General features: G+C 65.7%; 20 protein-coding genes and 1 CRISPR repeat array. Of the genes, 3 read left to right on the forward strand and 17 right to left on the reverse strand.

What is annotated here, in order from left to right; all coding sequences use genetic code 11:
• Window positions 1-49: 49 nt before the first annotated feature.
• Together ASF44_RS21870 and ASF44_RS21875 are read left to right on the forward strand one after the other, a co-directional pair.
• Window positions 50-940: a helix-turn-helix domain-containing protein gene (locus tag ASF44_RS21870; RefSeq protein ID WP_156374628.1), complete on the forward strand. Its 891-nt coding sequence runs from the start codon at window positions 50-52 to the stop codon at window positions 938-940.
• The gene (locus ASF44_RS21875) at window positions 937-1,698 is read left to right on the forward strand and encodes a class II aldolase/adducin family protein (RefSeq protein ID WP_056901359.1); all 762 of its coding nucleotides are present in this window, start codon (window positions 937-939) and stop codon (window positions 1,696-1,698) included. The genes ASF44_RS21870 and ASF44_RS21875 overlap by 4 nt, the downstream gene beginning before the upstream one ends.
• 30 nt (window positions 1,699-1,728) lie before the next feature.
• Here ASF44_RS21875 and ASF44_RS21880 read toward each other — a convergent pair whose 3' ends face one another.
• The 10 genes from ASF44_RS21880 to ASF44_RS21925 form a co-directional block, all read right to left on the reverse strand.
• Complete coding sequence (locus ASF44_RS21880) at window positions 1,729-2,061, reverse strand: hypothetical protein (RefSeq protein WP_056901360.1); 333 nt, start codon at window positions 2,059-2,061, stop codon at window positions 1,729-1,731.
• Window positions 2,062-2,276: 215 nt separating this feature from the next.
• Window positions 2,277-2,678 (reverse strand): hypothetical protein, encoded by a 402-nt coding sequence (locus ASF44_RS21885; RefSeq protein WP_235579305.1) that lies wholly within the window; start codon window positions 2,676-2,678, stop codon window positions 2,277-2,279.
• 84 nt (window positions 2,679-2,762) lie between these two features.
• On the reverse strand, window positions 2,763-3,206 hold the full coding sequence (gene cynS / locus ASF44_RS21890) for a cyanase (protein WP_056901362.1): 444 nt from the start codon (window positions 3,204-3,206) through the stop codon (window positions 2,763-2,765).
• Between the two features lie 23 nt (window positions 3,207-3,229).
• Window positions 3,230-4,036, reverse strand: coding sequence for an ABC transporter ATP-binding protein (locus ASF44_RS21895; RefSeq protein WP_056901363.1), 807 nt, complete (start codon window positions 4,034-4,036; stop codon window positions 3,230-3,232).
• On the reverse strand, window positions 4,026-4,883 hold the full coding sequence (gene ntrB, locus ASF44_RS21900; protein ID WP_056901364.1) for a nitrate ABC transporter permease: 858 nt from the start codon (window positions 4,881-4,883) through the stop codon (window positions 4,026-4,028). Before ntrB ends, ASF44_RS21895 begins: the two co-directional genes overlap by 11 nt.
• The gene (locus ASF44_RS21905; protein ID WP_056901365.1) at window positions 4,880-6,292 is read right to left on the reverse strand and encodes a CmpA/NrtA family ABC transporter substrate-binding protein; all 1,413 of its coding nucleotides are present in this window, start codon (window positions 6,290-6,292) and stop codon (window positions 4,880-4,882) included. Before ASF44_RS21905 ends, ntrB begins: the two co-directional genes overlap by 4 nt.
• A 175-nt stretch (window positions 6,293-6,467) precedes the next feature.
• A complete protein-coding gene (locus ASF44_RS21910) occupies window positions 6,468-7,106 on the reverse strand; it encodes a response regulator transcription factor (protein ID WP_056901366.1) in 639 nt (212 codons plus the stop codon).
• Window positions 7,103-8,308 carry a PAS domain S-box protein gene (locus ASF44_RS21915; RefSeq protein WP_056901367.1) on the reverse strand — a complete coding sequence of 402 codons (1,206 nt, stop codon included), beginning with the start codon at window positions 8,306-8,308 and terminating at the stop codon, window positions 7,103-7,105. The genes ASF44_RS21910 and ASF44_RS21915 overlap by 4 nt, the downstream gene beginning before the upstream one ends.
• 52 nt (window positions 8,309-8,360) lie before the next feature.
• A complete protein-coding gene (locus ASF44_RS21920) occupies window positions 8,361-8,594 on the reverse strand; it encodes a DUF2789 domain-containing protein (RefSeq protein WP_056901368.1) in 234 nt (77 codons plus the stop codon).
• 97 nt (window positions 8,595-8,691) lie between these two features.
• Window positions 8,692-9,168 carry a nuclear transport factor 2 family protein gene (locus ASF44_RS21925; protein ID WP_056901369.1) on the reverse strand — a complete coding sequence of 159 codons (477 nt, stop codon included), beginning with the start codon at window positions 9,166-9,168 and terminating at the stop codon, window positions 8,692-8,694.
• Between the two features lie 78 nt (window positions 9,169-9,246).
• Here ASF44_RS21925 and ASF44_RS21930 point away from each other — a divergent pair, with 78 nt between their 5' ends.
• On the forward strand, window positions 9,247-9,795 hold the full coding sequence (locus ASF44_RS21930; protein WP_056901370.1) for a TetR/AcrR family transcriptional regulator: 549 nt from the start codon (window positions 9,247-9,249) through the stop codon (window positions 9,793-9,795).
• Window positions 9,796-9,811: 16 nt separating this feature from the next.
• Here ASF44_RS21930 and kdsA read toward each other — a convergent pair whose 3' ends face one another.
• From kdsA to cas5c, 7 genes are all read right to left on the reverse strand, one after another.
• Window positions 9,812-10,654: a 3-deoxy-8-phosphooctulonate synthase gene (kdsA, locus tag ASF44_RS21935; RefSeq protein ID WP_056901371.1), complete on the reverse strand. Its 843-nt coding sequence runs from the start codon at window positions 10,652-10,654 to the stop codon at window positions 9,812-9,814.
• A 491-nt stretch (window positions 10,655-11,145) separates the two neighbouring features.
• Window positions 11,146-17,982: direct repeats of the CRISPR family, unit length 37 nt; unit sequence GTTTCAATCCACGCCCGCCATTACTGACGGGCGATGC.
• 206 nt (window positions 17,983-18,188) lie between these two features.
• A complete protein-coding gene (gene cas2, locus ASF44_RS21940) occupies window positions 18,189-18,479 on the reverse strand; it encodes a CRISPR-associated endonuclease Cas2 (protein WP_056901372.1) in 291 nt (96 codons plus the stop codon).
• A 33-nt stretch (window positions 18,480-18,512) separates the two neighbouring features.
• Entirely contained in the window at window positions 18,513-19,559 is a 1,047-nt protein-coding gene (gene cas1c, locus ASF44_RS21945; protein ID WP_056901373.1) for a type I-C CRISPR-associated endonuclease Cas1c, read from the reverse strand.
• 12 nt (window positions 19,560-19,571) lie between these two features.
• Complete coding sequence (gene cas4, locus ASF44_RS21950; RefSeq protein ID WP_056901374.1) at window positions 19,572-20,228, reverse strand: CRISPR-associated protein Cas4; 657 nt, start codon at window positions 20,226-20,228, stop codon at window positions 19,572-19,574.
• Between the two features lie 30 nt (window positions 20,229-20,258).
• The gene (gene cas7c / locus ASF44_RS21955; RefSeq protein WP_056901375.1) at window positions 20,259-21,158 is read right to left on the reverse strand and encodes a type I-C CRISPR-associated protein Cas7/Csd2; all 900 of its coding nucleotides are present in this window, start codon (window positions 21,156-21,158) and stop codon (window positions 20,259-20,261) included.
• 2 nt (window positions 21,159-21,160) lie between these two features.
• The gene (gene cas8c / locus ASF44_RS31250) at window positions 21,161-22,963 is read right to left on the reverse strand and encodes a type I-C CRISPR-associated protein Cas8c/Csd1 (protein ID WP_082524962.1); all 1,803 of its coding nucleotides are present in this window, start codon (window positions 22,961-22,963) and stop codon (window positions 21,161-21,163) included.
• The gene (gene cas5c / locus ASF44_RS21965; protein ID WP_082524963.1) at window positions 22,960-23,622 is read right to left on the reverse strand and encodes a type I-C CRISPR-associated protein Cas5c; all 663 of its coding nucleotides are present in this window, start codon (window positions 23,620-23,622) and stop codon (window positions 22,960-22,962) included. Before cas5c ends, cas8c begins: the two co-directional genes overlap by 4 nt.
• Window position 23,623 lies beyond the last annotated feature (1 nt).

A 23,623-nucleotide genomic window follows, 5' to 3' on the forward strand; every position in this document is an offset into this window, starting at 1 on the left:
TGGGACGCATGCGGCATGGCGGCTACCCTCGCACGCCATGGCGCTGCTGATGGATTCCTTCCCCGAACGCCCGCTGCTCGGCGCCACGCAGCGGGCCGCCTGGCGCGGATTGCCGCTGGGCTGCTTCGCGGCGGCCGACCACGACGATGCACGCAACCTGTGGGCGCCCTACGCCTGCCTGGGCCTGCTGATCGACGGCCGGGCGCGCGCCACCATCCGCGGCAGCGCCGGCACCCGCGAGATCCACCTGGATGGCGGCGTGGCCGGCCTCTTCGGCCCCGAGTTCGAGATCTACCGCAGCACCTGGCACTGCCGCGACGGCCGGCGCATCTTCGTCGAGCTGACGCCCGAAAGCTATGCCGCACTGGGCGTGGACGACGAACTGCTGCCCGATGCGTTGCGCCAGGACCTGGCCACGCCCGACCCTGACCTGCACGGCCTGCTGCGCGCCATGACGGCCGAGGCCGCGGCCGGCAGCCCGCACGGCGCGCTGTATGCCCAGAGCCTGTCGCAGGGCCTGCTGCGCCACCTGCACCGGCAGTACGGCGGCGCAGCCGGTGCCGGCCAGCTGCGCAGCGGCGCGCGCCTGGGCCGGGCGCAACTGGCACGCGTGCGCGAGCACCTGCAGGCGCACTTGGCCGGCAACCCCACGCTGGCAGAGCTGGCGGGCGTCGCCGGCGTCAGCCGCGCGCACTTGGCGCGGCTGTTCGCCCGCACGCTGGGCGTGTCGCCGCACCAATACCTGCTGGCGCTGCGGCTGCGCGAGGCGCGCCGCTTGTTGCTGCACACCGCCCTGCCGCTGGCCCAGGTGGCGTTGGACACGGGCTTTGCCAGCCAGAGCCATTTCGGCACACTGTTTCGTCGCGAGACGGGGCTCAGCCCCGGCGCATTCCGGCGCAGCTTCAGCGCCTACCGCATCCCAGGAGACCCCCCTCGATGAACGCCCCCCAAGACCTGCGTGCCCACGTCAGCGCCGAGGAATGGCAGCTGCGCACCGACCTGGCGGCCTGCTACCGGCTGGTGGCGCTGCACGGCTGGAGCGATTTGGTGTTCACGCACATCAGCGCCCGCATCCCGGGGCCTGAGCACCACTTCCTGATCAACCCCTACGGCCTGATGTTCGACGAGATCACGGCCTCCAGCCTCGTGAAGGTGGACCAGGCCTGCAACAAGCTGATCGAGTCGCCCTACCCCGTGAACCCGGCCGGCTTCGTGATCCACAGCGCGATCCACGCCGTGCGCGACGACGCACAGTGCGTGCTGCACACGCACACGCGCGCCGGCATCGCGGTCAGCGCGCAGCGGGGCGGTGTGTTGCCGATCAGCCAGCAATCGACCTTCGTGCTCGCCTCGCTGGCCTACCACGACTACGAAGGCGTGGCGATCCGCGACGACGAAAAGGCGCGGCTGCAGGCCGACCTGGGCGATGCCAACTTCCTGATGCTGCGCAACCATGGGCTGCTGACGGTGGGCGCCAGCATCGCCGACGCCTTCCTGGCCATGTACACCTTCGAGAACACCTGCCAGATCCAGATCGCGGCCCAGTCGGGCGGTGCAGAACTGGTGCAGGTGGACCCACGCATCGTCGACGGCGTGGGCCATGCCTCGCGCGTGCAGACCGGTGGCCTGGGCGGGCGCTTCGTGTGGCCGGCGCTGCTGCGCAAGCTGGACCGGATCGATCCAGGCTACCGGGCCTGACGGCCGGCCGCGCCGGCCGCCGGCACGCGCTTACTTGGTGGGGCCGACCTCGCCGGCCGGCGCCTTCCTGATGGCTTCTGCGCCCTCGGCCTTGCGCTTGGCGCGCGCCGCGGCCTTCTCTTCGGGCGAGGCCGACATGGCCGGCGGCGGCGCCTTCACCGCACCCACTTCGCCATTCGGCGTGGTCTTCACGGCGGCAGCGCCTTCAGCCTTGCGTTCGGCACGGGCGGCAGCCCTCTCCTGGGGCGACGCGGCGGTGGCCGGCGGCGGCTTCTTCACGTTGCCAACCTCGCCTTGGGCGAAGGCGCCCACGGCAAACGTCTGGGCAGCGGCGATGCCGAGGATGAGAACTGCTTTCTTCATGGCTTTCTTTCGGATCTCTGGGTGGATGGATCGGCAGATTCCGCCGTGCCGGCACATGAGTTGCCGACACCGCGCACGTGCACGGTACCCAGAGTCCCGCGGCGGCAGGCCCGTCCGCGGGCCTGTTGCTGCGTAGGAGGCTGGCGCCCGGCGCGGTAGGCGCCGCTGCGCCAGCAGCCTGCGGCCAGGGCGGCGGTGCCGCCCTGGAAACCGACTTACTTGGTGGGGCCGACTTCGCCGGGAGGCGCCTGCTTGATCGCGGCAGCGCCTTCGGCCTTGCGGTTGGCACGGGCAGCGGCCTTGTCTTCGGCCGACACCTTGGCGGCCGGTGCGGCCTTCTTCACGGCGCCCACTTCGCCAGCCGGTTGCTGCTTGATCGCCGCAGCACCTTCTGCCTTGCGCTCTGCGCGTGCGGCGGCCCGGTCTTCCGGCGAAGCCTTCTTGGCCGGCGGCGGCGCCTTGGTTGCGCCAACCTCACCTTGCGCGAACGCAGCAACGGCAAACAGTTGCGCCAAGGCGACGCCGACAGAGAGAACTACTTTTTTCATGTGCTGTCTTTCCAGATCTCTGGGGGTGATTGAAACGGCTCTTCTTCCGCGCAAAACCCGGGGGCTCATGCACAGAAGTGATGCACGATAACCGAGCTTTGCGTCGCAGTTGCAACATTTAATTTACAAGTCTGGTGCAGGCAACACTTGCGGCTAGTAGGTCTTGTACGGCAGGAATTTGCCGGACAGCACCACGTTCACGCGGTCGCCCTTGGGGTCGGGCTGGCGCACGATGTCCATGGAGAAATCGATCGCGCTCATGATGCCGTCGCCGAACTCCTCGTGGATCAGCTCCTTGATGGTGGTGCCGTAGACGCTCACGATCTCGTACCAGCGGTAGATCAGCGGATCGGTGGGCACGGCCGTGGGCAGCGAACCCTTGTACGGCACCACCTGCAGCCACTTCTGCTCCTCGGCCGTGAGGCCGAAGATCTTGCCGACCACCTTGGCCTGCTCGGGGGTGGCGGTCATCTGGCCCAGGCACAGGGCCGTGGTCCATTCCTTGGACTGCCCGACCTTCCTGGCCACGTCGGCCCACTGGATGCCCTTGGCAACCTTGGCGGTGATGATTTTCTCGGTGACTTCGAGGCGGTTCATGCGGTGTGCTCCTGTGGAAAGAATCAATGCGCCAGCGCGCGGCTGACGAGGAAATCGACGATGTGGTTGCGCAGTTCGTAGTAGCCACCCTCGTGGTGCAGCCCAACGCGCGTGCGCGTGCGCGGCAGCGGGTTGGCCACCACCTCGGCGATGCCGCCGGGCTGGTAGCCGGCCGCGGTGTCGGCCCCGTTGCGCATGAGCAGGATGCGGTCGGCCAGCAGGATGGCCTCGTCCACGTCGTGCGTGATCATGAAGACGGTCTGCTGCGTCTGGCGCACGATGGCCAGCAGCTCGTCCTGGATGCTGCCGCGCGTGAGCGCGTCCAGCGCGCCGAAGGGCTCGTCGAGCAGCAGCATCTTGGGCTGGATGGCGAACGCGCGCGCGATGCCCACGCGCTGCTTCATGCCGCCGGACAGTTCGCTGGGCTTCCTGTCGATGGCCGGCAGCAGGCCGACCAGGGCAACGAACTTGCGCACATGGGCATCGACCTCGGCGCGGCCCCATTGCGGCCAGCGCGACCTGACCGCGAACGCGATGTTCTGCCGCACGGTGAGCCAGGGCATCAGCGCATGGCCCTGGAACACCACGCCGCGCTCGAGCCCGGGCCCGTCGATCTCCCGGCCATCCATGAACACATGGCCGCCGCTGGCCTGGTCCAGCCCCGCGAGCACGTTGAGGATGCTGGTCTTGCCGCAGCCCGAGTGGCCGATGATGCAGACGAACTCGCCGCGCGCGAGCTGGAACGAGACATCGGCGAACACCGGCCGCGCCGGCACGAAGGCCTTGGCCAGGGCCTGGACCTGCAGGAAGGCGCCAGCCTCACTCGACATAGGTCACCGCCTTCTGCAACCGGCCGAACGCCAGGTCCAGCAGCATGCCGACCACGCCGATCAGCCCGATCGCGAAGATCACGTTGCTCAGCGACAGGTTGTTCCACTCGTTCCAGACGAAGTAGCCGATGCCCGTGCCGCCCACCAGCATCTCGGCCGCCACGATCACCAGCCAGGCGATGCCCATGCTGATGCGCATGCCCGTGAGGATCGTCGGCGCCGCCGCCGGCAGCACCACCAGGAAGGCCTTGCGCAGCGGCGAGACCTCCAGCGTGCGGGCGACGTTGAGCCAGTCGCGCCGCACCGAGGCCACGCCGAAGGCCGTGTTCAGCAGCATGGGCCAGACCGAGCAGATGAAGATCACGAAGATGCCGCTGATGGCCGAGTCCTTGATGGTGTAGAGCGCCAGCGGCATCCAGGCCAGCGGGCTGATGGGCTTCAAGACCTGGATGAACGGGTCGAGCGCGCGGTGCACCAGCGGCGACATGCCGATCACGAAGCCCAGCGGCACCGCCACCAGGCAGGCCAGGCCGAAGCCCAGCGCCACCCGGCCCAGCGAATGCGCCAGCTGGATCGCGATGCCCTTGTCGTTGGGCCCGTTGTCGTAGAAGGGGTTGGACAGATGGCCCCAGACCGTGGTGCCCATCTGCGCCAGCGTGGGAAAGCCGCCGCTGCTGGCCGCGGCGGGGTCCTTGCCCGTCATCCTGGCGTACTCGACCTGCTCGGCAGTCATGCCGGCCAGGCCGGCGCTGGCGGCACCGGTGGACGTGGCCAGGTGCCAGATGCCCAGCAGCAGGAGCAACAGCAGCACCGAGAGCAGCGCCGCCTTGGCGTTCAGGTTCTTCATGCCTTGCCGATGGCGAAGCTTTTGGCGTAGGCGGCCGCCTTGTCGGCGTCGAACTCCTTGCCCATCACCTTGAACCGGGGATAGGCGCCATCCGGCACCTTCTGGTCGAGCGCGGCCATCTGCTTCTTGGCGTCGGTCAGCAGGAACACGCGCTCGGCGATCTGCTTGTAGTCGACCTCGCCCTTGATGTAGCCCCAGCGCTGCATCTGCGTGAGCATCCACACCGCCATGCTCTGCCAGGGGATCGGATCGAAGTCCGCGCGGTCGGGCACGGTCTGGATCTTGCCCAGCCCGTCGGCGAAGCGGCCGGTCAGCACCTGCGTGAGCACGGTCTCGGGCTGGTTCAGGTACTGCGCCGGGGCGATCACCTTGGCGATGAGTTCCCGGTTCTTCGGGTCGCGCGCCATGGCCGAAGCCGTCAGCACCGCGCGGTACAGCGCTGCGAAGGTGTTGGGGTTCTGGCGGATGAACTCCGTGCTGGTGCCGAAGGCGCAGCAGGGGTGGCCGGCCCACAGGTCGCGGGTCAGGATGTGCAGGAAGCCGATCTCCTCGAACACCGCGCGCTGGTTGAACGGGTCGGGGCCCAGGTAGCCGTCGATGTTGCCGGCGCGCAAGTTGGCCACCATCTCGGGCGGCGGCACCACGCGGATCTGGATGTCGGTGTCGGGGTTCAGCCCATGCTCGGCCACGTAGTAGCGCAGCAGGAAGTTGTGCATGCTGAACTCGAACGGCACGGCGAACCTGAAGCCCTTCCAGAGCTTGGGGTCGCGCTTGTCCTTGTGCTTGTTGGCCAGCGTGATGGCCTGGCCGTTGGTGTTCTGGATGGTGGCGACGTTCATCGGCACCTGGCTGGAGCCGATGCCCATGGAGATCGCCAGCGGCATCGGGCTCAGGAAATGCGTGGCGTCGTATTCCTTGTTGAGCATCTTGTCGCGGATCAGCGCCCAGCCTGCCGTCTTGACCACGTCCACGTTCAGCCCCTGCTGGCGGTAGAAGCCCAGCGGGTGCGCCATGATCAGCGGCGTGGCGCAGGTGATCGGGATGAAGCCGATCTTGAGGTCCTTTTTCTCCAGCGCGGCCTTCTCCTGCGCCATGGCCTGCAGGCTGGCGATGGGCAGCACGCTGCCGATGGCGGCCATGGCAGTGCCGCGGCCCACGGCGCGCATGAAGCGGCGGCGCAGCGCATCGTGCGGGAACAGCGCCTTGACCAGCGCGGCCTCGACGAACGCGTCGGACCGGGCCTGCACGCCAGGCTGGCGTGCGCGTTCGCGCAGTTCGCGCGCGGCACTGGCGGCCGTGGCTTCGACGGCCGCCTCGGCGGCGTGGTCGGCAGCGCTGTGGTCGCGCCCGCAGCTGCAGTGCAGCATCAGCGGGCGGTCGGCGTCATAGGGATCGGGCAAGGATGACATGGCGCACCTCCAGGACAAAGATGCGTCGGCTGGTGCAAGCTCTTTGCCAGTTGGCGGCCGGCAGCGGGCCGCCCTGCAAGATCGCGGGCGGCAGCACGACGCGCTGTAGTGCCAGCCCTACAGCGAGGGCCTAACAGGTGCCGGGGAGCGCCGCAGAGCGCAGGGCTGGGGCCGTTCAGCCCCGGTCGAGCATGTACAGCGTGAGTTCCACGTCATTCTTGGTGCCCGTCTTCTCCAGGATGCGCGCCCGGTAGGTGCTGACCGTGTTGGCCGCCAGACCCAGTTGCGCACCAATCTCGCCCACGCTGTGCCCCGAAGTGAGCAGCCGCAGCACCTGGTGCTCGCGGTGCGAGAGCGCATCCGCACCTGGGCGCGCACCACGCCGGCCCACGGCGGTGGCCAGCGCCTCGGCCGTGGCGCCGCTGACCCAGATGCCGCCGGCCGCGGCCTTGCGCACGGCCGCCAGCATGTCGTCGGGGTCGGCGCCTTTGTGCAGGTAGCCGGCCGCGCCCAGGCGGATGCAGCGCACGGCGTACTGGCGTTCAGGGTAGGTGCTGAGCATCAGCACAGGCAGGCCCGGGAACTCCCGGCGCAGCGTCTCCAGCACATCCAGGCCGTCGCCGTCGGGCATGGCGATGTCCAGCAGCACGAGGTCGAGCGCGGCGCCGGCCGCACGCACCCCGTCCAGCACCTGGGCACCGCTGGCGGCCTCGGCGGCGACCACGACCTCGGGCGCATCGGCCAGCACCTGTTTCAGGCCCTCGCGCACGATGCGGTGGTCGTCGGCCAGCAGCACGCGGATGGGCACCGTCATGCCGCGCCTGCCGCCAGTGGCATATACAGCGTGAAGGTGGCGCCCGCCCCCGGCGCGCTGGCAATGTCGATGCGTCCGCGGAAGTGCAGCGCGCGCTCGCGCATGCCCATCACGCCATAGGCCGTGGCGCCCTCGAACGCCGCTGCCGGCGCACCCACGCCGTCGTCGTGCACGGCCACGCGCAGTTGCCGCGCATCGGCCACCACGTCGACTGACAGGGTGCGTGCCCGGGCGTGGCGACCCACGTTGGACAGCACCTCCTGCAGGATGCGGAACACGGCCATGGCCAGCGCGCCGCCGGGCTCAGGCGCGCCGGCCACCTGCATGCGCCAGTGCAGCCGCAGCTCGGCCGCAGCGGCGAACTCCTGCGCCTGCCACTCCAGCGCGGCCCAAAGGCCCTGGTGGTCCAGGATGCTGGGCCGCAGGTCGGTGATGATGCGGCCCACGTTGTCCACCGCCGACTCGATCAGCCGGCTCATGTTGCTGCACTTGCTGCGCATGCGCGCGCGCATGGCCTCGGCCTCGTGTGCGCTGCGCGCCTGCTGCTCGGACAGGCGCTTGTCGAGCCAGTTCACATCGAGCTTGAGCGCCACCAGCAGGCTGCCCAGCTCGTCGTGCACCTCGCGCGCGATGCGCGTGCGTTCTTCCTCGCGCACGGTTTCCAGGTGGGCCGACAGCTCGCGCTGGCGCTGCAGCGCCAGCGACAGCTCGTGCGTGCGCTCGGCCACGCGCTGCTCCAGCTCGTCGCGCGCGTGGCGGAGCGCATCGGCCGCGCGGCGGCGCTCGGTGATGTCGACGAAGGTGACCACCGCGCCGCGCACCTCGCCGCCGTCGACGATGGGGTAGCTGGAGTATTCGACCGGAAAGGCCGTGCCGTCGGCGCGCCAGAACACCTCGCTGTCGATGCGGCACGGCAGGCCGCGGCGGAAGGCGTTGAAGATCGGGCAGTCCTCGTCGGCGTAGTGGGCACCGTCGGCATGCGAATGGTGCGTGACCTCGTGCATGTTGCGGCCCAGCAGCGCCGCCGGCGCATGGCCGATCAGGCGCGCCCCGGCCCGGTTGATGAACATGCAGCGGCCGGCGAGGTCGATGCCGAAGATGCCGTCGCCCGTGGATTGCAGCAGCAGGCCTAGCTGCTGTTGCCACAGGGGATGGACGGCGGTGTCGGCGGTGGCGGCCAGGTCCAGGGCGTCGGCGTGCATGGCCGGGGTGCATGCAATGGGTGTGCCACGGGCACGCCGCCGCCTGGCGGTGTCAGTCGTGCAGGCTCATGTTGAGCTGGTCGACCACCTCGGCCCAATCGGCATCGCGGTTGAGTTGTTCGCGCAGGAACTGCGCCTGCGCGGGCGTCCAGAACGCCGCATCGGCCAACGGCACGTCCTGCGGCAATGGGCGGTGGCTGGCCACGAACTGCTGGACCGAGGCCTCGTCGCTGGGCAGGCCCAACTGGTCGAACAGATCGTGCATGGTGGGGGTGGACAGGTGCATGGCAGTTTCTCCGGGTAATGGTTCACGGCCATGCTCGTCGCCCGGCGCGCCCGGGCCTGTAGGAGGGCGGAGCAAACCGGCGCCGGCACGGCACCGGTCAGAGCCCCAGGTCGCTCAGGCCGGGATGGTCGTCCGGCCGCCGGCCCAGCGGCCAATGGAACTGGCGGTCGGCGTCCTGGATCGGCAAGTCGTTGATGCTGGCGAAGCGCCGCGCCATGAGGCCGGCCGCGTCGAACTCCCAGTTCTCGTTGCCGTAGCTGCGGAACCAATGGCCGCCATCGTCGTGCCACTCGTAGGCGAAGCGCACCGCGATGCGGTTGCCCGCGAAGGCCCAGAGCTCCTTGATGAGGCGGTAGTCCAGCTCGCGCGCCCACTTGCGCTGCAGAAAGGCGCGCGCCTGCGCGCGGCCCACCGGGAACTCGGCCCGGTTGCGCCAGACCGTGTCGGGCGTGTAGGCCAGGGCCACGCGATCGGGGTCGCGCGAGTTCCAGCCGTCCTCGGCCAAGCGCACCTTCTGCGCGGCGGTCTCGGCGGTGAAGGGCGGCAGCGGCGGGCGTTGCTCGGGTGCGTTCATGGTGGACTCCTTTTCAAGTAGACAGATACGTCTACCTCATGCTAATGCAGATAGACAGACCTGTCTACAATGCCGTGCATGGAAACGACAGCCCCTTCGGCGCGCGAGCGCATCCTCACGACCGCGCACGACCTGTTCTACCGCGACGGCATCCGCGCCACGGGCGTGGACAGGCTGATCGCCGAGAGCGGCGTGGCCAAGCTGACCTTCTACCGCCACTTCGCCTCCAAGGACGACCTGGTGCGGGCGTTTCTGGACTACCGCCACGCGCGCTGGATGGCCTGGTTCGTCGACGCGCTGGGCCGGCACGGCGCCAGCGAAGGGCTGGGCCTGCAGCCGCTGGTGGGCGCCATGGAGGAATGGTTCCGCGACCCGGCGTTCCGCGGCTGCGCCTTCATCAACAGCGTGGTGGAGGTGGGAGCCAGCGTGCAGGGCGCGGCCGACACCGCGCGCCGCCACAAGCACGAGATGGAACAGGTCATCGCCGAACTGCTGCCGCCGGAGCTGCAGGGCACGGCACGCGCTGCGCGTGCGCAGGCGGTGGGCGTGGCGCTGGACGGCGCGGTGCTGCGCGCGCAGATGGGCGACGTGGAGGGCGCCCTGGCCGCGCTGCGCGGCCTGCTCTGAGCCCCGGCCTGCGGCTTCAGTCGATCTGCAAGGGCGCGAAGGACTTCACCAGGTCGTCGATCGCCTTGACCTGCGCGAGGAAGGGTTCCAGCTTGTCCAGCGGCAGCGCACTGGGCCCGTCGCAGCGGGCCTGGTCGGGGTTGGGATGCGCCTCCAGGAACAGCCCGGCCAGGCCCACGGCCATGCCGGCGCGCGCGAGGTCGACCACCTGCGCGCGGCGCCCGCCCGAGGCCGCGCCCGTGGGGTCGCGCTGCTGCAGCGCGTGCGTCACGTCGAAGATCAAGGGCAGGCCGCCCGTCACCTGCTTCATCACGCCGAAGCCCAGCATGTCCACCACCAGGTTGTCGTAGCCGAAGCAGGTGCCGCGGTCGCACAGGATGATGCGTTCGTTGCCGGCCTCCTTGAACTTCTCGACGATGTTGAGCATCTGCGGCGGGCTCAGGAACTGCGGCTTCTTGATGTTGACCACGCGGCCGGTCTTGGCCAGCGCCACCACCAGGTCGGTCTGGCGCGCCAGGAACGCCGGCAGCTGCAGCACGTCGACCACCTCGGCCACGGGCTGGGCCTGCCAGGGCTCGTGCACGTCGGTGATGACGGGCACGCCGAACTGCGCCTTGACCGCCTCGAAGATCTTCAGCCCCTCCTCCAGCCCCGGGCCGCGGTAGGAGTGGATGGACGAGCGGTTGGCCTTGTCGAAACTGGCCTTGAACACATACGGAATGCCCAGCTTGGCCGTGACGCGCACGTACTCCTCGCAGGCCCGCAACGCCAAGTCGCGGGATTCGAGCACGTTGATGCCGCCGAACAGGACGAAGGGGTGGGTGTTGCCGGCGGAGATGGTGGGGGTGATGGCGATCATGCGGGTGTTCGAGAAGTCGATGGGGGATTGTGGCTGCGCGCCTGGCCGCCGTCTGGACGAAGACATTGCATCGATGGCTGCGCAAGTCCTGTCGGATGATTCGAAATGCAGCAGAGGCGGCGCGCCCATCTAGTTACAACATGTAGGACGCCGTCTTGACAGCGTGAGGTCTCGCGTCACTGCTGACCGGCGACGCGAAGCGTTGGACCCAAAGGCGACCGTGCCTTGGGCGTTTCCAATCTACGCGAGTTATTACTGCCAAGCAGTGCGCCGTAGGCGGGGCCATTAGCAAGGAACTGGGAGACGTTTAATCCTTTCCCCACATGACAGAAGGGCAATGCGTTGCACGCGGCACTGGCTGCCGGACTCACGCCAGAGTCAATCCTCGCCCGCAATTAGTGACGGGCGATTCGTGATGTCGCCGGTCTACAGATTGATAACGAACTCGTTTCAATCCACGCCTTCCCCAGGCCGCTCAGGTCGCCCTCGATTTTTCAATCCACGCCTGTCATTACTGACGGGCAATGCAAGCCGGCCACGCAAAAAACACAGGGTCGAAACTTTTTCAATCCACGCCCGCCATTACTGACGGGCGATGCGTCATCGCCATGGTCGATGGCGAGTTCACGTGCAAGTTTCAATCCATGCCCACCATTACTGACGTGCGATGCCACCCTGATGCGCTGGGGCCTGCACAGCGCCGAGGAGTTTCAATCCACGCCCGTCATTACTGACGGGCGAATGCTTTTCGCCGTGACATTCCTGGCGGGGGGGCGATCGGGTTCAATTCCCGCCCGCCATTACTCGCGGGCGATGTTGCCGGCCGGTGTGCCCGGCCTGATCGAGACATTGGTTTCAATCCACGCCCGCCATTACTGACGGGCGATGCTCGTACGTGTCGTACGCCAGGCGCACCAGGCCGTTGTTTCAATCCACGCCGGCCATTCTGACGGGCGATGCGCTTGACCGCGCAGAGCGTTGACCCTGCCATCCTGTTTCAATCCACGCCCGCCATTACTGACGGGCGATGCCTCGACCTCAAGCCCGGGCCTTGCTACACCTGCAAGTTTCAATCCACGCCCGCCATTACCGACGGGCGATGCATGCGTAGGTGACGATGATGCGCTGACCGTGGAGGTTTCAATCCACGCCCGCCATTACCGACGGGCGATGCGCTGTAGACACCGGTTGCATCGAACGCTGCAGCGGTTTCAATCCACGCCCACCATTACTGACGGGCTATGCAGTACGCCAAGCTGGAGTACTCCGGCTATGTCGAGTTTCAATCCACGCCCGCCATTACTGACGGGCGATGCCGGCCCCGGGTGTGCGTGAACAGGTGCGAGCCCATGTTTCAATCCACGCCCGCCATTACTGATGGGCGATGCGTGCCAACCATGTAGCGCCTCTGATCAATGGATTGTTTCAATCCACGCCCGCTATTACTGACGGGCGATGCAAGGCGATTTTGTAAAAGCCGGCGTGCCGGACCAGTTTCAATCCACGCCCGCCATTACTGACGGGCGATGCAGCAGCGTCGTGGTGCAGTCGCTGTCAGGGCCTTTGTTTCAATCCACGCCCGCCATTACTGACGGGCGATGCGTTGAAGTTGCGGTGCGCGTGCGCGGTATAGGCGGCGTTTCAATCCACGCCCGCCATTACTGACGGGCGATGCCGAACCGGACGTTCCAGCTCTGCAATCGCGAGCTGTTTCAATCCACGCCCGCCATTACTGACGGGCGATGCGGGCGACCTGTTGGGCAACCAGCAGGCCGGCGAAGAGTTTCAATCCACGCCCGCCATTACTGACGGGCGATGCCGTGCGGGTCGGCCGTGTTGATCTGCACGCGCTGGTTTCAATCCACGCCCGCCATTACTGACGGGCGATGCTGTAGGAGCTCTACGCCGTACGCCACTACGCGCAGTTTCAATCCACGCCCGCCATTACTGACGGGCGATGCACGTCCCGTAGTCGGTCTTCTCCGCGTAGGCGTAGTTTCAATCCACGCCCGCCATTACTGACGGGCGATGCCTTGGATCAGCCGTTCTCATCGTCGTCATCGTCCGTTTCAATCCACGCCCGCCATTACTGACGGGCGATGCACGAGCGCCGCCGCGCCGCAGCGGCCAAGGCCGAGGTTTCAATCCACGCCCGCCATTACTGACGGGCGATGCGGTGGTCAGCACGGCCCAGCGCAGGACCTGGCCGGTTTCAATCCACGCCCGCCATTACTGACGGGCGATGCCGGCAGCCCAGCTGTTGTAGCCCTGGATCAGCAAGTTTCAATCCACGCCCGCCATTACTGACGGGCGATGCGCCGGCCGAGGCAGTCGGCCTCCATGCCGGCGATGTTTCAATCCACGCCCGCCATTACTGACGGGCGATGCAGACCACCGCCGTTGCACCAGCCACGAACGGGCCGTTTCAATCCACGCCCGCCATTACTGACGGGCGATGCCGCTCTCGATCTCGCGCCCCACGTCCACGCGGCTGTTTCAATCCACGCCCGCCATTACTGACGGGCGATGCCAGCTGCTTCGCCCCCTGGCGCTGGCACCACGTCTTGTTTCAATCCACGCCCGCCATTACTGACGGGCGATGCGACGTGCTGCTGATGAAGCAGAGTTTCCGCGACATGTTTCAATCCACGCCCGCCATTACTGACGGGCGATGCAGCACCAGCTCTGGCTCAACGCCTACGCATCCGAGTTTCAATCCACGCCCGCCATTACTGACGGGCGATGCCTGATCTTGGGCGCCTTCTTGCCGAACTCCCGCTCGTTTCAATCCACGCCCGCCATTACTGACGGGCGATGCAGGTGCAGCAGGTGCTGCCGGACCCATGCCGAATGTTTCAATCCACGCCCGCCATTACTGACGGGCGATGCGAGAGAAGAGGAGGGAGGAGAGGAGGGCAGGAGAGTTTCAATCCACGCCCGCCATTACTGACGGGCGATGCGAGTGCCTTTTCGACGGGGGCTGCGCTGACGCTTGTTTCAATCCACGCCCGCCATTACTGACGGGCGATGCAGACTGAGCATCGTGCCGCGGCGCAGCGCCATGATGTTTCAATCCACGCCCGCCATTACTGACGGGCGATGCCCCAGAGCAGCCCCATCGAAAGGATGCCGCATGACGTTTCAATCCACGCCCGCCATTACTGACGGGCGATGCGCCACGCCCGGCGATGTGACCGACTACGGCCCGGTGTTTCAATCCACGCCCGCCATTACTGACGGGCGATGCATCATCGACCAAGCCACGGGCAACACCCTGTACTGGTTTCAATCCACGCCCGCCATTACTGACGGGCGATGCCGCCCTCGCCATCGCTGGAGAAACCGCCGTTGCGGGTTTCAATCCACGCCCGCCATTACTGACGGGCGATGCGCCCCGGCCGTTCAGCGATCCGGCATGGACGTTTGTTTCAATCCACGCCCGCCATTACTGACGGGCGATGCTGCCCTGACGGCTGACCTGACCGGTGCCGTGGCTGGTTTCAATCCACGCCCGCCATTACTGACGGGCGATGCCGGCCGGGCATATACGGGATCATCAGTGAGCCGATGTTTCAATCCACGCCCGCCATTACTGACGGGCGATGCTCGCAGATCGCGACGCCCGACGCCACCACGTTGGTGTTTCAATCCACGCCCGCCATTACTGACGGGCGATGCCATCGCCCAGGCCGACCAACGATGGATCGTGCTTGTTTCAATCCACGCCCGCCATTACTGGCGGGCGATGCTGCCCAACGCCCCGCCCGGGAGACGACCCATGCTTGTTTCAATCCACGCCCGCCATTACTGACGGGCGATGCCGCTCTTTACAGCCGCCCGCTGAGCGGGCGTCATGTTTCAATCCACGCCCGCCATTACTGACGGGCGATGCGCGAGGTCGAGAGCGACGTGGTGGATCTCACGGTGTTTCAATCCACGCCCGCCATTACTGACGGGCGATGCCCACGGTGCAGGTCGTCATCAGCGCCGAGACCATGTTTCAATCCACGCCCGCCATTACTGACGGGCGATGCTCCCCGCCGCATGCGAGGAACCCACAACACGGTGGGTTTCAATCCACGCCCGCCATTACTGACGGGCGATGCAGGATGCTGTTCTCGCCCTGCTGCAGCATGGACGTGTTTCAATCCACGCCCGCCATTACTGACGGGCGATGCCGCGAGTGCGCCGTCGTGATCGACTTCCACGGCAAGTTTCAATCCACGCCCGCCATTACTGACGGGCGATGCGGAGCAGGCGAAAAGGAGCCAAGACCTTTGCCGGGTTTCAATCCACGCCCGCCATTACTGACGGGCGATGCGGCAGGCTGTCGTACTTGCTGCCGGCTCTGTAGATGTTTCAATCCACGCCCGCTATTACTGACGGGCGATGCAGCCCTGCAAGGCGCCGCCACAACGATCCTGCTGGTTTCAATCCACGCCCGCCATTACTGACGGGCGATGCGCAATGGCCATGGCTACGGATGGCTTTTCAGCGATGTTTCAATCCACGCCCGCCATTACTGACGGGCGATGCCACAGGCGCCGTCGGAGGTATCAGCAGCTCCGCAGGTTTCAATCCACGCCCGCCATTACTGACGGGCGATGCAGCACTGCATCAGCATGCTCTTTCCGGTCGCGACGTTTCAATCCACGCCCGCCATTACTGACGGGCGATGCTGTCGCTCCTTTCGATGGATCGAGGGAGGGGGTAGTTTCAATCCACGCCCGCCATTACTGACGGGCGATGCCGAAGTTGGCGGCCAGGCGAACAGCCAGGTTGAGGTTTCAATCCACGCCCGCCATTACTGACGGGCGATGCCGCAGGCCTGCACCAGCTCAAGCGCCTCTTCCAAGTTTCAATCCACGCCCGCCATTACTGACGGGCGATGCTGCCCGAACGGTGTGGGATGTACACGACATGCATGTTTCAATCCACGCCCGCCATTACTGACGGGCGATGCCCATTCCACTGGATGCCGTCACCCATCCATTCGCGGTTTCAATCCACGCCCGCCATTACTGACGGGCGATGCCGCCAAGTTCGCTGAGTCCAAGGCGGTGCTGGACTTGTTTCAATCCACGCCCGCCATTACTGACGGGCGATGCATCTCGATCCGGGTCGTGCTGTTGCTGCCCTGGAAGTTTCAATCCACGCCCGCCATTACTGACGGGCGATGCTCGAGACATACTCGCAGAGCCGCGAGCTGTTTCAGTTTCAATCCACGCCCGCCATTACTGACGGGCGATGCCTACAACCTCTCCCGCCTGCCCACCCTACTGCAGGTTTCAATCCACGCCCGCCATTACTGACGGGCGATGCTTACCTATCTGGCCGGTCTTACCGGATTTGCTTTGTTTCAATCCACGCCCGCCATTACTGACGGGCGATGCATCTTCGCTGCGTCAACAACCAGTTCAATTTGCAGTTTCAATCCACGCCCGCCATTACTGACGGGCGATGCAGCCGCCCGCGGTTGATCGTGCCGCCCTCGGTGCGGTTTCAATCCACGCCCGCCATTACTGACGGGCGATGCAGTGGGGCATGAACGATCTCCCCTTCACCACGGCCGTTTCAATCCACGCCCGCCATTACTGACGGGCGATGCGCCCCACTCGCCAATCACGACCTGGCTGTAGTCGCCGTTTCAATCCACGCCCGCCATTACTGACGGGCGATGCACGCATGGGACCGCGCCGCGGCCGAGATGGCCATGTTTCAATCCACGCCCGCCATTACTGACGGGCGATGCCGGGGCACGAAATGAGCCACTTCACCAACCCCAGGTTTCAATCCACGCCCGCCATTACTGACGGGCGATGCGAGCCTTCGGCCGACTTGCGATACCACTCGGTCATGTTTCAATCCACGCCCGCCATTACTGACGGGCGATGCGCGCCCACGCGGTCCATCTTGTGGTAGGTCGACTCGTTTCAATCCACGCCCGCCATTACTGACGGGCGATGCATCAGTTGACGAGGGTGACGTTGCACGATGCGGCGTTTCAATCCACGCCCGCCATTACTGACGGGCGATGCTGGGCTACAAGGAAACGCCCATCGTGCAGTACGTGTTTCAATCCACGCCCGCCATTACTGACGGGCGATGCATCAAGGGGGAAGAATTCGTAACGCGCAGCGTTATGTTTCAATCCACGCCCGCCATTACTGACGGGCGATGCCTTCGCGCAGCGGGTAGTCCTGCAGGGCGTTGAAGTTTCAATCCACGCCCGCCATTACTGACGGGCGATGCTGGAACAGCTTCTTCAGGCTCTCGTTCGCCTTGTCGTTTCAATCCACGCCCGCCATTACTGACGGGCGATGCCCGGCTCAGGTCGCGCCCCGTACAGTTATTGACATGTTTCAATCCACGCCCGCCATTACTGACGGGCGATGCAAGCACGAAGGATCGAAGAAAGGGGAGCTTCTGATGTTTCAATCCACGCCCGCCATTACTGACGGGCGATGCATGATCGATGAGCCAACAGCACCCGCCAAGAGGTTGTTTCAATCCACGCCCGCCATTACTGACGGGCGATGCTCGGGTTCAGCTGCGAGGTGCCGTTGCTGCGGTTGTTTCAATCCACGCCCGCCATTACTGACGGGCGATGCCATGGATGCGTCGGCCGCGCACCAGGAACGTTGGGTTTCAATCCACGCCCGCCATTACTGACGGGCGATGCGCGATGCTGGAGGTGATCGACTACAAAGACGGCATGTTTCAATCCACGCCCGCCATTACTGACGGGCGATGCACGCGGATCGGTGCGACGATGACCACCGACCGCAGGTTTCAATCCACGCCCGCCATTACTGACGGGCGATGCCCGATGGTCATGGCCCACAGCACCGGGGGCACCTTGTTTCAATCCACGCCCGCCATTACTGACGGGCGATGCTCGCACGAGGCCGAGCTGCTCTACGTCGAGTTCCAGTTTCAATCCACGCCCGCCATTACTGACGGGCGATGCCCAGGTTGACGAGGGATAGCGCGTAGAGCACAAAGTTTCAATCCACGCCCGCCATTACTGACGGGCGATGCGCCAAGATGGCCGCCTACGTCAGCAAATACATCATGTTTCAATCCACGCCCGCCATTACTGACGGGCGATGCCCCATCAGGATGGTGATGGAGTCGTCCACGTCGCGGTTTCAATCCACGCCCGCCATTACTGACGGGCGATGCGACCATGCTCAGCGCAGCTCCGACCCCGCTTGCGGTTTCAATCCACGCCCGCCATTACTGACGGGCGATGCCCACGAGCAAGCGCAGATCCTGCGCAGGAGATTTGGTTTCAATCCACGCCCGCCATTACTGACGGGCGATGCGCTTCGCGCACAAGTTGTTCTCGGGCAGGAGAAATCCGCCGGCTTTGCGCGAAAGTTTCGAAGCAACGTGCCAGACACGGACTCGTACGGCCCGTGCGACTTAAGATGTTCATGGAAAACAACAGCTTACGAAGCGCGCGAACCTCACTGGCCGAAGTCCAGCACTTTGGGTTCGCGTTCTGATCTTAGCCGGCAGGCAGCTGCCGTCAGAGCACCAACGGGCCGTCGAAGTCAACGGCTTTGAATTTGCCGTGCTCCCGCACCTCGGTGCCTCGGGTCTCTGGCAGCCGATACAGGCGCAGGCAATCCTGCGCAAGATCCACTTCGGCCAGCAGGCGCCGCTCGAGTTGCTCAAATTCGGCCAGGGTGACCTGGCATTCAAACACCGACTGCTGCACCCGCTGGCCAGTGCTTTCGCACACCTTGGCCACTCGGCGCAGTCGGCGCCGGCCGGCTCTGGTCTCTGTGCTCACGTCATAGCACACGATGATCAGCATCCAGCCACCTCTACCGCCTTCGCCGCCGGCTGCTCACCGGAAGATGAACGGCACATAGCCAGCCTCCCGGCCATCAGCATCCCGCTCGCCGCGGATGGCACGCGCCATCAGGCGCGCCTGGGTCAGCGGCACCAAGCCCAGCGGCATGGGCTGCGCCAGAAGTGGATGCTGGATCGTCTCCTGCTTGCGCTCCTGGAACGCCACGACCACCGCCTTGCGCGCGTCTGCGCGCAGAGAAACGCCGCCGCCTTCGCGCAGGTCGAAGCCCCCGGCATCGATCTGCCCGCGGTTGACCAAGGTGAGCGCAAGACGGTCGGCGAATGGCCGGAACTCCTCCATCAGGTCCAACGCCAGCGCGGCACGCCCTGGCCGCAGTGCATGCAGAAAACCCACTTGCGGGTCCAGCCCCACGGCCTCCAACGCGCTGCGGCAATCGTTCATCCACATCGCGTAGAGAAAGGACAGCAAGGCGTTGAACCGGTCGCGGGGCGGGCGGCGGCTACGCCCATCCATGGAGAAGTCCGCACGCAGATCGCTCCGCACCAGGCACGGCAGCCGTGCGAAGTACTGCCGGGCGGCCTCCCCCTCCAGGCCGCGCAGCGTGTCCAGATCGTCCGCGCCGGGCAGGGCGCGCAAGGTCGCCGCCAGATCGAGGGCACCGCGCGTCAACGCAGCCACGTCGTCATCGGTCCTGCCCTCGCGTGCGCCGCGCAGCAGCACCTGGCGCGCGTTCTTCACCTTGCCCGCCACGCAGGCCCGTGCAACGTCGAGGCTGAAGCCGGCATCCACCGAGCGCGCATGCTGGGCGCGCCGCAACAGCACATTGCCCGAGACACGCCCTTCCAGCCGCGCCTTGAAGCGGCCGCTGTCCTCCAACAGCACCAGCGCAATGGCTTCGTCGGCCAGCCGGTGCATCAACGGCACGGACAAGCCAATGCGGCCGAAGCACACCACCGCCTGCAGATGGTGCAGCGGCACGCGCAACCGTGTCTCGTCTTCCACCTGCACGCGCAAGGTGTCGTTGTCCAGCCGCAGATAGCTGTCGGGCTGGGTCACATACAAGGTGTTGAGCAATTGCATGGCGGGGCAGGCTCACAGATCGGGGTCGAACAGATGCGCGCGCACCGCGTCCAGCGCAACCGACGCATTGGCTTCAGGCTGGCAGCGGTCTTTGAGAGAGCACCCTTTGCAGCGCTGCGCCGCCATGTCTCCCGCCAACGGGGGCGGCAGGGCCTCGGACGCCAGCATGGTCCGCACCGCGAGCGTCGTATCGGCCACCGACCGACGCAAGACCGGGTCGATGGGCACTGCGCGGCGGCGTTTGGAGCTGGCGTAGTACAGCGCCCCTTCCGGCACCGCCTGCCCGGTCATCGACTCCAGGCACAGGGCTTGCGCGGCCAGCTGCAGATCGTCGCAGGCCGCGATGGCGGCCGCCTTGTGGCGGCTGCCGTGCTTGTATTCGACCGGGTAAGGCGCGCCCGTGGGCGAGAACTCGACCACGTCGGCCTTGCCGATCAGTCCCAACGCGTCGTGCCAGACCGGCAAGGCACGCGACACACGCACGCCCTTGGCCGTCTCCACCCCCGGCTGGTCCACCCGCGCATGCACGGCGTTGCCACGCAAGGTGTGGATGTTGTCGTCGAAGGCCTGCTCCAGGTGGATCAGCGCGCACTGGCGGGGGCAGTAGGCCCAGTGCTGCAGGGCGGACAGGGGAATGGGGTCGGGCGGATCGCCCGGTGCCGTGCCCATGCTTGCAGCCTTCGTGGTTGGCCGATGCGCCTAACCGACGAGGCGCTGCAACTCGACACCCGCAGGCAGGCCGGCGCCGCCCACGTCGACCCGGTAGTCCGCAAAGCTGCGAGGCACGTCGGCCAGCCTGTGCGTCTTCACCATGTCGAACAAGGCATGCGCGTGGGCGTTGCCCAGCTCGCTCTGGTGCTTGAACACATACAGCCCCCGCGTGGACATCTCGCCGCGTGCCGCCGAGCGATCGTGCTCGAACATGCTGCCCAGCGACTGCCACAGCAGTGCCAGGTCTTCTTCGCCAAAGCCAGTCTGTTTTGCGAGGAACGAAGAGACGAAGCCGTGCGCGCGGTACAAGCCGTAGGGCACGGTGTGCTTGCGGCCCATGGTGCGGTTGTCGCCTTCCTGCCTTTCGGACTCGGCCTCGGTGGCCACGGCCATGCGGGTGATGGAATGCTCCGTGGCGATCACCGGATCGGCCGACCGTGCAAAGGTCAGTTGCACCGGGCCCCGCACCTGCCCGCAGTTCACGCCGGTGGACATCACCGCGCCGAAGGTGCGCACGTCGAAGAAGTTCTGGCACATCCAGTCGCGCGCCTTGCGCACGCTGTCTTCACTGCCCTTGCGCTTCTTCTTGGCGTCCTTCCCATCCTTGTCGTCGGCCAGCTCGTCAGAAGCGCCGATTTCCTTGTAAGCCTCGCGGTGCAGGCGCTCCAGAACGCCCTTCTCCTTGACGTAGATGTCGTAGGGCCGCTGGCAGTCCTTGACCATGCCAACGAAATTGCGCACCTTGCGCTTGAGCGACACGTCGGTCACCAGGCCGTGGCCGGTCTCAGCGTCCAGCCGCGGCAGGTTGCCGGCGTCGGGGTCACCATTGGGGTTGCCGTCTTTCACGTCGAACAGCAGCACGAAGTCGTAGCGGTTGGAGATGGGCATGGTCAGGCTTCCTGGGGAGTTGTCGTGGTGTTGGTGGATGCGGTGGCGGGTGCTTCTTCCTTGCGGGTGTAGAAGGCTTGCCGCTGGTGGTAGTAGCCGAGCGCGAAGCGCCCCTGGTCGGCCAGCGTCAACTGGCGCGGGAAGTCCGTCATGGCCTGCACGATCTCGCCGATCAAGCGTTCGAAGTACGCCTCCTGGCCGTCCGAGAGCTTCTTCAGGTGGGCGTTCTTCAGCCGCAGCAGCGTCGTGAACACGGACACCGGGGTCGTGCTGGCCGCGCCGTAGTAGCGGTCGCGGATGGTCGCGTTGATGCCGGGCTGGGCCAGTTGCTGGATGCGTTCCAGCACCGCGAACAGGCGTCCGAGCCGGTACGGGACGTTGTCTTGCTCCATGTCCAGGTTCTCCTTGAAGTGAGCGTGTTGAATCGCTAGGGTTCGGTCGGCGCGGCGCTGCTCACGGTTGAGCCAGGCCTTGAGCACTGCGGCGCGCAGGTAGGTCACGTCCTGCTCTGCCTTGCAACGGACGACCGCGGCATTCAGCAGTCCCGCGGGATAAGGCAGGCCTTCGAGGATGGCGCGCATCCACTCACCCGCCAGCCGCGGGGGCACGTTGTCCAGCTTGCCCTGCAGCGCCAGGCTGGACAGCAGCCGGAACATGGATGGCGTGGGCGGGTCGTTCTCGAAACGACGCACGACGCGCAGGTCCTCGAAGTGCTGCAGGATGCGCGGCGCCAGTTCGCCGAAGGGCGCCCTGATCCAGAAGCGCACGCTGATGCGCGCGGCGTTGGGCGCCAGGCCGAGCACGAAGAACTGCACGTCGCGCTCCCCCACTGGCAGTTGCCCGCTTTTGGTCGCATCGAGCAAGGCCTGCACGGTGCGCACCGCACGGTCTGGCTCGTCCTTGTCCTCGCCGAACATATCGGATAGCAGGGAGGGGAACGCGGTGGCACGGTCAGCCCAGAACACGGTGGAAGCATCGCCGACCTGTAGGCGATTCCGGTCCGACGCCAATAGATGGTTCAAGCTCGTTGTGTAAGCGGACGATGCCTCTGCAGAAATTGGGGCACTCTCCGCCTGCTTACCCGCCTTGCCGTATGAGACGAAGGACGCAGCATTGAACGACACGATGTTGGCTCCGGCTGTCTGGGCTTTCCAAACGCCTTTGATCACTGTCTCGTTTGCGGCGATAGGGATGTTCTTTTGACCGGTAACAAGGCAATGGCCAAGAACGGCATTCGGATCACTCAAGCCCAAGCGTGCTGCGTAAGCAGAACGCACCCCCGGACGTTCGTGAACCTTCGTCAAACCATCAGACCGCAACCTGAATGCGATCGGAGCATCGCGCTCATCAAAATCCGCCGTGGCCCCGGCTTGTTCGATCAGCTGTCGAAGTCCGTCCAGCTTTCCGCGCAGAACTTGGGCACAGAAGCGCCGCACCGCTACAACGCCCGCATCGGTACTGTCAGGAAACCAGTTCTCGATGGTTTCGACAAAGCTCGCCAGCTTTCCCGCTCCGCGACTCCCAAAGCCACAGGCGAAGCTTGCGTTGTCCCAAAGCAGATTTGCATCTTTTCCACTGTTCGTGTGCTTCAGCGCTTGCTTGCCAATGGAAGGCAGCAACACCTGTCGCGCAATACGCTTTCCCTTCTGCATCTCGAAGAGTTGTTCAAGTTGCAGCGGCATACCGTCCTCACGCAGGACAACGACATAGTCCAGCGACCGGCGCACCCATCCCGGCGGCGCAATGTCGCTGTCGGGCAGTGCGCGTTGCCTGTCGTAGTACCTCACCAGTTCTTGCAAGATCATCGCGTGTTTCCTCGGCCATCGACGTCGATCGCCCCCCGCTGCATCTGCGCCCGGAAGAACACCGGCTGAGGATCGGCCGGGTTCGCAAAGTCCATGTCGTGCAGCATCCAACCGAGGTCGCGGCTGTCGGCGATGGGTGCCGGCTCGCTGGCCATGTCGGTCACGAGCCGGACCCGCGCCGCAAACTCCCGACAACCCAGGTAAGGCTGGTTCACACATTGCCCCGCCAATGCGCGCCGCTCGAACATCGCATGGAACTTGGCCTGCGGCGCAGGGTCGCTGCGGTCGGCCCGCACCTCCATGTCGGCATGCAGCCGGTAGGCCACATCGCGCAGCAGCAACGCGGCGCGCTGCACACGCTCGTCGGGTTCGTCGGCGTAGATGCCGATGTCCGCATCTCCGCCCTGCATCGCGCTGACCACGGACGACACGGACACCTTGCTCTTGACCTCGTTGCGGCGCAGGTTGACCCAACGGATGGGTGTCAGCACTTCGATGCGGCGCACATGCCATTTCACCGAAGGCTTCCAGAAGATGGACTCGAACACGGCGCGGGCGGCGGAGGGCGTGATCACGTCATAGGAGACGCGCTCCACTTTCATTTCCGGTCGGGTGAAGCAGGCGAATTCGCCGGTGACTTCAAGGCAGAAGCGTTTCACA

The organism is Pseudorhodoferax sp. Leaf274 (assembly GCF_001422445.1).
In the GTDB taxonomy this organism is placed as follows: Bacteria; Pseudomonadota; Gammaproteobacteria; order Burkholderiales; family Burkholderiaceae_C; genus Pseudorhodoferax.

Bases quoted from the DNA above. Each gene is read 5' to 3' on its own strand.
- cas2 (WP_056901372.1), bottom strand. From the start codon at position 18,479: ATGCTGATCATCGTGTGCTATGACGTGAGCACAGAGACCAGAGCCGGC.
- cas7c (WP_056901375.1), bottom strand. From the start codon at position 21,158: ATGCCCATCTCCAACCGCTACGACTTCGTGCTGCTGTTCGACGTGAAA.
- ASF44_RS21910 (WP_056901366.1), bottom strand. From the start codon at position 7,106: ATGACGGTGCCCATCCGCGTGCTGCTGGCCGACGACCACCGCATCGTG.
- cas4 (WP_056901374.1), bottom strand. From the start codon at position 20,228: ATGGGCACGGCACCGGGCGATCCGCCCGACCCCATTCCCCTGTCCGCC.
- ASF44_RS21905 (WP_056901365.1), bottom strand. From the start codon at position 6,292: ATGTCATCCTTGCCCGATCCCTATGACGCCGACCGCCCGCTGATGCTG.
- ntrB (WP_056901364.1), bottom strand. From the start codon at position 4,883: ATGAAGAACCTGAACGCCAAGGCGGCGCTGCTCTCGGTGCTGCTGTTG.
- kdsA (WP_056901371.1), bottom strand. From the start codon at position 10,654: ATGATCGCCATCACCCCCACCATCTCCGCCGGCAACACCCACCCCTTC.
- ASF44_RS21895 (WP_056901363.1), bottom strand. From the start codon at position 4,036: ATGTCGAGTGAGGCTGGCGCCTTCCTGCAGGTCCAGGCCCTGGCCAAG.
- ASF44_RS21875 (WP_056901359.1), top strand. From the start codon at position 937: ATGAACGCCCCCCAAGACCTGCGTGCCCACGTCAGCGCCGAGGAATGG.
- ASF44_RS21880 (WP_056901360.1), bottom strand. From the start codon at position 2,061: ATGAAGAAAGCAGTTCTCATCCTCGGCATCGCCGCTGCCCAGACGTTT.
- cynS (WP_056901362.1), bottom strand. From the start codon at position 3,206: ATGAACCGCCTCGAAGTCACCGAGAAAATCATCACCGCCAAGGTTGCC.
- ASF44_RS21925 (WP_056901369.1), bottom strand. From the start codon at position 9,168: ATGAACGCACCCGAGCAACGCCCGCCGCTGCCGCCCTTCACCGCCGAG.
- ASF44_RS21885 (WP_235579305.1), bottom strand. From the start codon at position 2,678: ATGAGCCCCCGGGTTTTGCGCGGAAGAAGAGCCGTTTCAATCACCCCC.
- ASF44_RS21920 (WP_056901368.1), bottom strand. From the start codon at position 8,594: ATGCACCTGTCCACCCCCACCATGCACGATCTGTTCGACCAGTTGGGC.
- cas1c (WP_056901373.1), bottom strand. From the start codon at position 19,559: ATGCAATTGCTCAACACCTTGTATGTGACCCAGCCCGACAGCTATCTG.
- cas8c (WP_082524962.1), bottom strand. From the start codon at position 22,963: ATGATCTTGCAAGAACTGGTGAGGTACTACGACAGGCAACGCGCACTG.
- ASF44_RS21870 (WP_156374628.1), top strand. From the start codon at position 50: ATGGATTCCTTCCCCGAACGCCCGCTGCTCGGCGCCACGCAGCGGGCC.
- ASF44_RS21915 (WP_056901367.1), bottom strand. From the start codon at position 8,308: ATGCACGCCGACGCCCTGGACCTGGCCGCCACCGCCGACACCGCCGTC.
- ASF44_RS21930 (WP_056901370.1), top strand. From the start codon at position 9,247: ATGGAAACGACAGCCCCTTCGGCGCGCGAGCGCATCCTCACGACCGCG.